This is a genomic window from Pantoea sp. M_10 (genome assembly GCF_008631515.1).
Classification (GTDB): Bacteria; Pseudomonadota; Gammaproteobacteria; order Enterobacterales; family Enterobacteriaceae; genus Pantoea; species Pantoea anthophila.
The window spans coordinates 42,243-53,943 of the sequence record NZ_VWUL01000010.1 but is presented as its reverse complement, the minus strand read 5'-3'; the positions used below and the strand labels follow the sequence as shown (position 1 = coordinate 53,943).

The window sequence follows — 11,701 nt, the reverse complement described above, 5'->3', positions numbered from 1 at the left end:
TGGCATGCTCAGTTCATCACCTCCACCAGAATCAGCGGGCACTTTCTGACTTTACAGGCCTGGGTATAGGCCAGCGAACAGACCGAACAGAAGTCGCGCACGTCAGACTGGTACTCATACTCCATGAAATAGCGGAACTGGCCACCCGCCGAATCTGTTCTCCAGAATCGCTGCGGCTCCAGAATTTCATCCAGTTGCCTGAATGTCAGGGCTGACGGGTTGTGAAACCCGACTCTTACGCGGTATGTAGTCATGCCCCGATTATTAATATCCCGCCCACCGCTCGCCAGCTGGTTATTGTTTTCAGTTCAATAGCTGGCGCTTATCAACCCGCTTCGCCTGAAGCCGACTGTTCCGCCAGCAGCGACAGCAGATGCAGCACCGCTTTCGAGGGGTGATGCCGCCGCCAGGCAAACGCCACGTCGGTGAACAGCGTGTTGTTTTCGATATCGCTGAAGCTGACGTCCGGGTTATCAACGCAGCGCATCGACTCCGGCACCAGCGCAATCCCGCACCCTGCCGCCACCATGCCGAGTGACGTGGTGATCTGCGGCGCCTGCTGGAAGGTATGACGCGAAAACCCCGCCCGCAGACAGGCGGTGACAATCAGCTCATAAAGGCTGGGCGAAACGTCACGCGGGAAAATCACCAGGGTTTCACTGGCCAGGGCCGATAAGGGCAGGACGGGTGTGCCGCTGAGAGGGTGGCAGCGCGGCAGCGCAATCAGCATCTTTTCGGTGGAGATGACACGCAGATTAAACGCCTTGCTGCTTTCGCACGGCAGCCGGATAAAGGCGGCATCCAGCAATCCCTCCTGCAAATCCTGCATCAGCAGGGACATGTTCTCTTCGCGCGTCAGCAGCTCCATCGCCGGATAACGCCCGGTAAAGCGGCGGATCAGGGTAAAGATATGAGGATTAAAGGCAACCGAGCTGGCGAATCCCAGAGACAGCTGGCCGCTGATCCCACGGGCGATCCCGCGCGCATTCTCCAGCGCCTGGTCGGCAAGTTGCACAATCTGCACGGCATCCGCCAGAAAAGCCTCGCCGGCCTCGGTGAGTTCCACCCCACGCGTCAGCCGCTTCAGCAGGGGCGTGCCAATCTCCTGCTCCAGCCGCAATATCTGCTGACTCAGCGGCGGCTGCGATATCCCCAGCATTTCGGCGGCGCGGGTGAAGTGAAGCGTCTCGGCAACGGCAACAAAATAACGCAGGTGGCGCAGTTCCATATCAAAAACGTCTCAAAGTTAACAGGTTTCGCTATTGGATCTTACGACTGAATCGGTTCACCCTTAGGTTAACACGGCTTAACGGTTAACTTACGAGGCATCAAATGAGCAATTGTGTAACTGATTGTTCCTGTGAGGATCAACTAAAACGAACTGTCTTAACGCTTTCCCAGGATGCACCAGAAAGTGTTATCTATCAGACCTCTTTAATGAGTGCGCTACTGAGCGGCGTTTATGACGGGAACACGCGGATTGCCGATCTTCTGCGCAAAGGCGATTTTGGCCTGGGCACTTTTAACCGGCTGGATGGCGAGCTGATCGCCTTTGACAGTCAGGTTTACCAGCTGCACGCCGATGGCAGCGCCCATCCGGCCGATCCGGCGCAGAAAACCCCGTTTGCTGTCATGACCTTTTTCAAACCGCAATATCTGTTTGAGTTTGACCGGCCGATGTCGCGTGAGGCCATCCATCAGGTGATCGACAGTGAAATCACCTCCGACAACCAGTTCTGCGCGCTGCGGATCAGTGGCCGCTTCAGCCGGGTCGAGACCCGCACCGTGCCCTGCCAGTGTCGCCCCTATCGCTCCATGCCGGAAGTGCTGGGCGATCAGCCGACCTTTGCGTTCCGCCAGCGTGCGGGGGAACTGATCGGCTTCCGCACGCCCCAGTACATGCAGGGGATTAACGTCGCGGGCTATCACGAACATTTTATTACCGACGATCGCGAAGGCGGTGGACACATTCTGGATTATGCGCTGGAACAGGGAACCCTGACCTTCGGTGCCATCAGCAAACTGGTCGTGGATTTGCCGCAGGACAGTGACTTTCTCAATGCCGACCTGAACCCCGCCAATCTTGACGCTGCCATCCGTGCGGTCGAAAGCTAATCAGAGGAATGACGATGAAAACTCCAACCGATACCACGCTCTGGACCTGTGGCGCTGACCTGGTGGTCGCGCAGCTTGAGGCGCAGGGCGTCCGCCACGTCTTTGGTATTCCCGGTGCCAAGATTGATAAGGTTTTTGACTCCCTGCTGGACTCCTCCATCCAGACGATTCCGGTTCGCCACGAGGCGAACGCGGCGTTCATGGCAGCAGCCGTAGGCCGCCTTACCGGCAATGCGGGAGTGGCGCTGGTCACCTCCGGACCGGGCTGTTCTAACCTGATCACCGGCATGGCTACCGCCACCAGCGAAGGGGACCCGGTGGTCGCCCTCGGCGGCCAGGTAAAACGCTCCGACAGCGCCAAACAGGTGCACCAGAGCATGGATACCGTCTCGATGTTCCGCCCGATCACCAAATATGCAGTTGAGGTCACCGATCCCTCCGCGCTCTCCGAGTGCCTGTCGAATGCGTTTCGTCATGCCGAACATGGGCGGGGCGGCGGCGCGTTTGTCAGCCTGCCGCAGGATATTGTCGACCAGCCTGTTACCGGCAAAGCACTGAGCAGCAAAGCGCGTCCCGTCCTGGGTGCGGCACCGGATGCGATGATCGATGCCGTGAGCCAGGCTATCGCCGGGGCTAAAAATCCGGTCATCCTGCTGGGACTGATGGCGAGCCAGCACGAGAACAGCGAGGCGATCCACGATCTGCTGAGCCGCAGTCACATCCCGGTCACCAGTACCTATCAGGCCGCCGGTGCCATCCGCCAGGAGCACTTTTCACGCTTTGCCGGACGCGTCGGGTTATTTAACAACCAGGCGGGCGACCGGCTGCTGCAACAGGCTGATCTGATCATTACCATCGGTTACAGCCCGGTGGAGTATGAACCGGCCATGTGGAACAGCGGCAACGCGACCCTGATTCACATTGACGTGATCCCCGCAGAGACCGACAACCGCTACCTGCCGGACGCCGAGCTGGTGGGCGATATCGCCGCCACGCTGCGTAAACTGGCGGCGCGCATCACCGCGCCGCTGCAGCTGACGCCGGAAGCCGCCACCATCCTCGATGACCGTCAGCAGCAGCGGAAACTGCTGGCGATGCAGGGTGCCAGCCTCAATCAGTTTGCCCTGCATCCGCTGCGCATCGTGCGTGCCATGCAGGACATCATTAACAGCGACGTCAGCCTTACGGTCGACATGGGCAGCTTCCACATCTGGATCGCCCGCTATCTCTACAGCTTCCGTGCCCGCCAGATCATGATCTCCAACGGTCAGCAGACCATGGGCGTCGCCCTGCCGTGGGCAATCGGGGCCTGGCTGGTCGACCCGCAGCGTAAAGTCGTTTCGGTCTCGGGCGATGGTGGCTTCCTGCAGTCCAGCATGGAGCTGGAGACCGCCGTCCGGCTGAAAGCCAACATTCTGCACATCGTCTGGGTCGACAACGCCTACAACATGGTGGCGATGCAGGAAGAGAAAAAATATCAGCGCGTCTCGGGCGTTAACTTTGGCCCGGTCGATTTCAAAGCCTATGCCGAAGCGTTTGGCGCAGCAGGCTTTGCGGTGACCAGCGCGGCAGAACTGGAGCCGACGCTGCGTAAAGCGATGGATGTTCAGGGACCTGCGGTAGTGGCTGTCCCGGTGGATTACGCCGATAACCCGCTGCTGATGGGCCAGCTGCATCTGAGCCAGCTTCTTTAATTTCATGCAAAAAGGAAATCACGATGAAAAACAGAGTGGCATTTGTAACCGGCGCAGGCCAGGGCATTGGTGAAGCGATTGCCCTGCGTCTGGCGAAAGATGGACTGGCGGTCGCGGTGGCGGACTTTAATCAGGAAACCGCCCGTCAGGTGGCGGAGAAGATTACTCAGCAGGGCGGTAAAGCGATCGCGCTGAAAGTGGATGTGTCGCAGCGCGATCAGGTGATGGCGGCAGTTGAGGAGGCGCGTCGTGCGCTGGGAGGCTTCGACGTCATCGTCAACAACGCCGGTATTGCCCCCTCGACGCCGATTGCGGAGATTACCGAAGAGGTGGTCGACAAGGTTTACAACGTTAACGTCAAAGGCGTGATCTGGGGTATGCAGGCGGCGATAAAGGCTTTTGAGGCTGAAGGGCACGGCGGCAAAATTATTAACGCCTGCTCTCAGGCCGGACACGTCGGCAACCCGGAGCTGGCCGTCTACAGCTCCAGTAAATTTGCCGTGCGGGGCCTGACGCAGACTGCCGCGCGCGACCTGGCCGCGGCCGGTATCACGGTCAACGCCTTCTGTCCCGGCATCGTCAGAACGCCAATGTGGGAAGCGATCGATCGGCAGATTTCGGAAGCGGCCGGAAAACCTGCCGGTTACGGCACGGAAGCGTTCGCCAGACGCATTACGCTGGGACGTCTCTCTGAGCCGGAAGATGTGGCGGCCTGCGTGGCCTATCTTGCCAGCCCCGACTCCGACTACATGACCGGCCAGTCCCTGCTGATCGACGGCGGCATGGTCTTTAACTGATCCCCCTGCCTGCTGCGCCAGCGCGCAGCAGCTGTTTTTCCTCCCCGGCTTCACCCTTAAATATTTTTTATCTGAAAAGCGGTTAACCATCAGCAGGTTGCCCGCCTGGCCGCGTCCCTGCTGGTTTTTTGTCACTGCAGAGGTTAAAGCTGCTTATCACCCTGCCGATAAATCAGAGACTCCTCTCCCTGTTCGAAGCGACCATGTTAACAATCAACCATAACGAAACCGCCGCGATAGCGAACAAAACGCGGTACGGCACTGACTCTGTTCTGGGACGAACGGTTGAACGACTTTCATCAGGGATGCGGATTAACAGTGCTAAAGATGACGCGGCGGGTCAGGCCATCGCCAACCGCATGACGGCCAATGTGAATGCCGATGCGGTTGTTGCGCGCGGCCTCAATGACGCGATCAGCTACTCGCAGACGGCAGGCGGCGGCCTGGGTACCATCGCCAATCTGCTGATTCAGGCCCGCACGCTCTCCGTGCAGGCGGCGAACGGCACGCTCTCTGATGCAGATCGGCAGAGCGTTAACGCCCAGTATCAGCAGATTCTGGCCGGCATTGATGAAGTGGCCGATCACACTGAGATTTTTGGCCGTTACCCGCTGGCGACCGATAAACCCGATCTTCCGCCCGCGAAGCTGGGCAACGTTGATCCCATCAACACCAAATTTCCGGTTTCGGGCAGGAATTACTCCTTCAGCTCCGGGGTGATCCCGCTGGCCTATATTCCGGCAGGCGCGACGTCGATTACTATCACCATCGACTCGCTGGGTCAGGATGATGACCTTCAGCTGTTTACCCGCGACGGTAAGCATCTGGTCGGCACGCCGCTGGAAGGCAGCGCGCCCGACTACACCTGGACCAGCAAGGGGATAACCGATGCGGCGACCGCAAAGTCGCGCCTGCTGACCAGCAGTAACGGCTTTGACAGTAACGCGGCCTATGACAGCTCCTCCCTGCTGGAAGGGGGATCGAGCTGGGCGCTGGCGGGCAGTAACAGTGGCAGCTACAACGGCATGAACATCACCTACAGCGGTGACGGCGATCGCTATGAAGATGCCACCAGCGGCGATTTCAACAACGGCACCATTACCGGCAACCGGCTGGAGCGCATCACGCTGGATACCGTCAGCGAAGATCTGATTGTAGTGGTGGTCGGCAACGGTTCTTTCACCAGCAATCTGACCTGGGGGATCCTGCCTGAGCCGAAAGGGATGCCCGCCATACCGCCGCATAAGAGTCAGCCGATGGAGGTGATTACCAGTGCGGATTATGGTCAGCCGGTGCAGTCGGACTCGATTCCGGCCACGCCTTCGGACACCAAAACGCTGAAGCTGAATAACACCACGCTGCTGACCAGCGGTGACATCTCCGTCACCATGAAGGCGCTGGATTCAGCCCTGGAGAAGATCAGCAGTTATCAGTCGCTCTATGGCGCGAAGATTAACCGCTACGAGTCGAACCGGAATGTGCTGTCGCAGCAGGGTGTGGATACCGCCACCGCCCGCAGCCGTATTCAGGATGCCGACTACGCGGAAGAAGCGAGCCAGCTGGCACGCAGCCAGATTATTCAGCAGGGGCAGACCGCCGTCAGCAAAATGACCAACAAAACGCCTGAGATGATTATTCAGTTGCTGAATAATTAAAGCCCATTAGGCTGAGCGCTCGCGCTCAGCCGCTTCCCCTTGACGGATTTTCGCCGCTGCATCAGCCCCCGTCTGGCCCGCAATTCCCTCTGACGCCCCCGTATCGTTTGATCTCAGTCACACATTCTCGTTTAACATTCGTTTAAAGATGATCCCGATCACCCTTCCCTGTTAAAGAAATGCTAAAAAATGATAACAATTTAATATCATCTTTCTGATCAGGGTTAATTAAAACAACAGGTTAATCGTTACCACGCTAAGCAATTTCCTGAATTTTCCTGACTGAACGCCACCTTTTCATTACTTTTACGCCATTGTGAGGGCTGTTATTTTGCTGACGATACTGGGTTTTTCCATGGTTGTTTGCTTCATGTATCTCATCATGACCAAACGCATGTCAGCCTTAATTGCGCTGATCCTGATACCAACCATTTTTGCGCTGATTGGCGGTTTTTACGCGGGACTGGGCGAAATGATGTTGGATGGCGTCAAAAAGCTGGCCCCCACCGGTGTCATGCTGACCTTTTCCATTCTCTATTTTGGTCTGATGATCGACGCCGGCCTGTTTGACCCGCTGGTCCGTTTTATTCTCCGGCTGGTGCGCGGCGATCCGCTTAAAGTGCTGGTCGGCACCGCCGTGCTGACGCTGCTGGTTTCACTGGATGGTGACAGCTCCACCACTTACATGATCGCCATCGCGGCTTTCCTGCCCCTCTATCACCGGCTGGGGATGAACGTGCTGATGATGACCTGTCTGGTCAACCTCGCCAGCGGCATCATGAACCTCTCGCCCTGGGGTGGCCCGACCGCCCGCGCCGCCGCCGCCCTGCGCATTGACGCTCTCGACATCTTTATCCCGATGCTGCCCGCCATGCTGCTGGCCTGCGTCAGCCTGGTCGCGATGGCTATGCTGTTTGGCCTGCGTGAGCGCAAGCGTTTAGGCGTCATGACGCTGAAAGATCACCATCTCGACAACATTGAGCTGGGGCTGGGCGATGCCGATGAGTGCGCCGCCAACCGCCGTCCTAAGATGTTCTGGCCCAACTTCATCCTGACCACCGTGCTGCTGGTGCTGCTGGTGGTCGGGTTAATGCCGATTCAGATCCTGTTTATGCTGGCGTTTGCGATTGCCGTGATGCTCAACTATCCAAGCCTGGAGGAGCAGAAAGCGCGCATCAGCTCTCATGCCGGTAACGTGCTGGCTGTGACCGCGCTGATTTTTGCCGCCGGTATCTTCACCGGTATTCTCTCCGGCACCGGCATGGTGGATGCCATGGCGAAGAGCCTGCTGGCGGTGATCCCGCACAGCTTCGGACCTTATCTGGCCGTCTTCACCGCGCTGGTCAGTCTGCCGTTCACCTTCTTTATGTCGAATGATGCCTTTTACTTCGGCATTCTGCCGGTCATCGCACAGACGGCGGCCAGCTACGGCATTACCGCAGAGGAGATCGCCCGCGCCTCTATCGTCGGTCAGCCTTTCCATCTGCTGAGTCCGCTGGTGCCGTCAGTCTATCTGCTGGTGGGTCTGGCAAAAGTCGATATCGGCGACCACCAGCGCTTTGCGATTAAATGGGGGATTCTGGTCAGTCTGGTGCTGATGGCGGGCGGTCTGCTCACCGGCGCTTTCCCGTTCTTCCATCGTTAACTCTGCTTTCTGGCGGATAACCGGCAAATTTGCCCGGTTATCCGCTTCACCGCTCCGCCTACTGTTACAACCCTCTCTACACTCTAAAGCCAGGCTGATCTGCTGCGTGCCGGAGACGAGCCGAAGCACCTTAGCCATTCTGCCGATGATTGCGATGGAGGCCCGATGAAAATTCACCACCTGAACTGTGGCTGTATGTGCCCGCTGGGCGGGGCATTTTATGATGGATTCAGCAAAGGCATCAAAGCGCATCTGGTCTGTCACTGCCTGCTGATTGAGACGGACCGCGACGGGCTGGTGCTGGTCGACACCGGCTTTGGCCGCCAGGATATCCACGCGCCGGGCAGCCGCCTGTCCGGCTTTTTCCGCGCGCTGAACAATATTCAGCGTCGCGATGAACTGACCGCCCTGTCACAGGTCAGGGCGCTGGGCTTCCGGGCTGAGGATGTGCGGCATATTATTCTGACCCACCTCGATTTTGATCATGCGGGCGGACTGACCGATTTTCCGCAGGCGCGTATCCACCTGCTACAGCAGGAGGTGGACACGGCCCATCAGCGTCATAGCTGGCTGTCGCGGGAGCGTTACCGTCCCGGACAATGGGGTGGGATCAGCCACTGGGAGACCTATCAGCCTCAGGGCGAAACGTGGTTTGGTTTTGAGGCGGTAAATCGCCTGCGGGATTTACCGCCAGAGATTCTGCTGGTGCCGCTGGCGGGCCACACGCCGGGTCACGCGGGCATCGCCATTCAGCAGCCTGAAGGCTGGCTGCTGCACGGCGGCGATGCGTGGTTCTATCGGGGCGAAATGCGCCAGCAGACGCGCCACTGCACGCCTGGACTGCGTTTTTACCAGTGGATGATGGCGATGGATAACGGTGCCAGACGACACAACCAGCAACGCCTGCGGGAGCTCTCCTGTCAGCGCGGCAGCGAAATCACCTTTTTCTGCAGTCACGACGCACGTGAGCTGGAGGCCCTGCAGGTTAATGCGCCGCGGTTCAGCCAGAGTGCCCGACCCGATTAATCCGGATCGCCCGCTCGCTTTTGCAGCTGGGCTGACAGCCACGGAGCGGTCAGACTTTCTGATGACTGACTGACCGTCTCCGGTGAGCCGGATGAAACAATCCGGCCACCCTTATCGCCCGAACCCGGCCCCAGATCGATCACCCAGTCCGACTCCGCCACGATACGCATATTATGTTCTGCCATGATGACCGTGTGGCCGCGTTTAACCAGCTCATCCAGCACCCGCAGCAGCTTATCCATATCCGCCGGATGCAATCCGGTCGAAGGTTCATCGAGCAGATAGAGCGTGGCGGTGCGCTGGACCCGCTGCAGTTCCCAGGCGAGCTTGATACGCTGACACTCTCCGCCGGAAAGTTCTGTGGCGGGCTGCCCCAGCCGGAGATATCCCAGCCCCAGCGCCGTCAGTGCCGACAGCGAACGCTGAATCCCTTCGTTGCCGCTAAAGACCGCCGTTGCCTCGTCCACCGTGAGATCGAGCACATCCGCAATCGTCAGGTTGTTCCACCTTACCTCCAGCGTCCCGGGGTTGTAGCGGTTGCCCGCGCAGACGGAGCAGGTGGCCGTGGCGCTGGGCATGAACAGCAGCTCAATGGAGATCTGCCCCTGCCCCTCACACGCAGGACAGCGCCCGGCAGGCAGATTGAATGAGAACCGCCCGGCGCCGAAGCCTTTTGCCTTCGCATCGGGGGTATCGGCAAACAGTCGGCGAATGATGTCGAAAAAGCCGGTATAGGTGGCCAGGTTGGAGCGCGGCGTCCGTCCGATAGGACGCTGATCGATTCTGATGAGTCGGCCGAAGGCGTCGCTTCCGCTGACCACGCGTCCCTTCACGTCGGGCACCAGATCCTCGTCCTCCCCCTCCTCGCTGTCGGACTCTTTATCCGCATGACCGAGCATTTCAGGCAGCACGCGATTCAGCAGCGTCGATTTCCCTGAGCCTGACACCCCGGTGATGGCCGTCATTCTCGCCAGCGGAAAGTCGATATCCATCCCGGCAATATTGTTGCAGTCGATCGCTTCCAGCCTGAGCCAATCTTCCGGCGACTGGCGCTGGCGCAGTCCGGTGTAGCGTCGGGAAAAGAGATAGCCTGAGGTGGGCGATTCGACCTCTTTGACCCCCGCCGGGACGCCGTTGTACACGATCGCCCCGCCGTAACCGCCCGGACCGGGTCCGATCTCTACCAGCCAGTCCGCTTCCGCGATGAGGTCAGTGTTATGTTCCACGACTATCAGCGAGTTGCCTGCGCGAACCAGCCTTTTCAGGGAGGCAAGCAGCGCTTTCACATCTTCCGGATGCAGCCCGGCGGACGGCTCATCCAGCACGTACAGCACGCCAAACAGGCGCGAAATCATCTGGGTTGCCAGACGGACGCGCTGCAGCTCGCCGGAGGAGAGTAGCGTGGTGCGACGCCCCGGCGCGAGATGTCCCAGGCCCAGCGCGTCAAGCTGCTCAAGCCGCATACAGATGTCTGCCGCCATCCGGATGACCGCCTCACGCAGCGCCGGCTCTTCTGGCAGATCGGGAGAGTCGCCACGGGCATAGGGACGAAAGCGTTCCGCCAGCGCGGAAACCGTCAGCTCGCTCAGGCTGGCTATGTCATACCCGGCAAATGTCACGGAGAGCGCATCGCGGTTGAGTCGTTTACCGTGGCACTCAGAACAGGGCGTGACCGCCACAAAGCGCGCCAGCCGTTTTCTGACCGATTCGCTGCCGCCCGAATAGCTCTGCAACACGATTTTTGCGGCGCTGGTGTAAGTGCCGGTGTATCCCGGTTCCTCACCTGCCGCTATCGCCTTTTCGCGCTGCTCAGCGTTGAGACCTTCGTAGATGGGCACCGACGGCTGCTCCTCGGTCAGCAGTATCCACTGCCGGTCACGCTCAGACAGAGTGTGCCACGGCACATCGATATCGTAGCCGAGCGTATCAAGGATGCTGCGCAGATTCTTGTTGTGCCAGCCCCTGGGCCAGGCGGCGATAGCCCCCTGCCGGATGCTCAGTGAGCTATCGGGCACCAGCGCCTCAGTTCTGACAGTGTGAACCTTTCCCAGCCCCTGGCAGTGGGGACAGGCACCCTTTGGGTTGTTCGGTGAAAAATAGTCGGCCGTCATAAAAGGAACACCGTCCGGTCTGGTGCCCGCACGGGAATAGAGCAGACGCAGCGTGACGGCGATCCGGGTGAGGCTGCCGACCGTCGATCGCTCCTGCGCGCCCGCCCGGCTCTGCTGCAGGGCCACCGCAGGCGGAAGTCCGTCAATGTTATCGACATCCGGCGCCGCGGCCTGATCGATCAGGCGGCGGGCGTGAGGTGAAACCGACTCGATAAACCGGCGCTGCGCTTCCGCATAGATCGTATCAAAGGCGAGGGACGATTTACCGGAACCGGAAACCCCGGTGAACACCACCATAGCGTTACGGGGAAAACGCAGCGACACCTCTTTAAGGTTATGGGTGCGCGCGCCCTGCACGGAGATACAGGGATCGATCTCCCCCTCTTCAGCGCGGTATGTCTCGGTAAAGCGGTGTTCTGTCATGATGTCCCTGCCTGGTGAAGTGCGGCCGACTGATGATCGCCTGCGATGAATGGCCGAAAACTGCAGCGGCTAATCTGGCGGACGTACTGGCCCGCTTCTGAAAAACAACAGCAAGGGTAGTCAGGGAACCGGGATTTAACAATTTATGGGGTGGAGTAACGCCTTGAATCGGCAAGGGGGCCGGAGGTACATGACCTTTTCCAGTCAGCCGGGAAAGGGGCAGAGACGCCCCCCT

At 59.2% G+C, this 11,701-nt stretch carries 9 protein-coding genes; 6 read left to right on the top strand and 3 right to left on the bottom strand.

The features are described 5' to 3' along the window. Positions 1-8: 8 nt before the first annotated feature. Positions 9-254, bottom strand: a complete 246-nt coding sequence (locus tag F3I47_RS20340; RefSeq protein ID WP_150030270.1) for a hypothetical protein — start codon at positions 252-254, stop codon at positions 9-11. Between the two features lie 71 nt (positions 255-325). Continuing rightward, positions 326-1,228: a LysR family transcriptional regulator gene (locus tag F3I47_RS20335; protein WP_058957545.1), complete on the bottom strand. Its 903-nt coding sequence runs from the start codon at positions 1,226-1,228 to the stop codon at positions 326-328. A gap of 104 nt (positions 1,229-1,332) precedes the next feature. On the opposite strand from F3I47_RS20335, the gene budA reads away from it, so the two are divergent. The 6 genes from budA (at position 1,333) to F3I47_RS20305 (ending at position 8,932) form a co-directional block, all read left to right on the top strand. Further along, on the top strand, positions 1,333-2,115 hold the full coding sequence (gene budA, locus F3I47_RS20330) for an acetolactate decarboxylase (RefSeq protein WP_009093211.1): 783 nt from the start codon (positions 1,333-1,335) through the stop codon (positions 2,113-2,115). A 14-nt stretch (positions 2,116-2,129) separates the two neighbouring features. Next, positions 2,130-3,809 (top strand): acetolactate synthase AlsS, encoded by a 1,680-nt coding sequence (gene alsS / locus F3I47_RS20325; RefSeq protein WP_150030269.1) that lies wholly within the window; start codon positions 2,130-2,132, stop codon positions 3,807-3,809. A 23-nt stretch (positions 3,810-3,832) separates the two neighbouring features. After that, positions 3,833-4,606: a (S)-acetoin forming diacetyl reductase gene (locus F3I47_RS20320; RefSeq protein WP_150030268.1), complete on the top strand. Its 774-nt coding sequence runs from the start codon at positions 3,833-3,835 to the stop codon at positions 4,604-4,606. A gap of 203 nt (positions 4,607-4,809) precedes the next feature. After that, positions 4,810-6,261, top strand: coding sequence for a flagellin (locus F3I47_RS20315; RefSeq protein ID WP_150030267.1), 1,452 nt, complete (start codon positions 4,810-4,812; stop codon positions 6,259-6,261). A gap of 331 nt (positions 6,262-6,592) precedes the next feature. After that, a complete protein-coding gene (locus tag F3I47_RS20310) occupies positions 6,593-7,906 on the top strand; it encodes a CitMHS family transporter (protein WP_009093217.1) in 1,314 nt (437 codons plus the stop codon). A gap of 165 nt (positions 7,907-8,071) precedes the next feature. Then, on the top strand, positions 8,072-8,932 hold the full coding sequence (locus tag F3I47_RS20305) for an MBL fold metallo-hydrolase (RefSeq protein WP_150030348.1): 861 nt from the start codon (positions 8,072-8,074) through the stop codon (positions 8,930-8,932). Here the strand turns inward: F3I47_RS20305 and F3I47_RS20300 are convergent. Next, positions 8,929-11,466 carry an excinuclease ABC subunit UvrA gene (locus F3I47_RS20300; protein WP_150030347.1) on the bottom strand — a complete coding sequence of 846 codons (2,538 nt, stop codon included), beginning with the start codon at positions 11,464-11,466 and terminating at the stop codon, positions 8,929-8,931. The two genes, F3I47_RS20305 and F3I47_RS20300, sit on opposite strands and share 4 nt — an antisense overlap. Positions 11,467-11,701 lie beyond the last annotated feature (235 nt).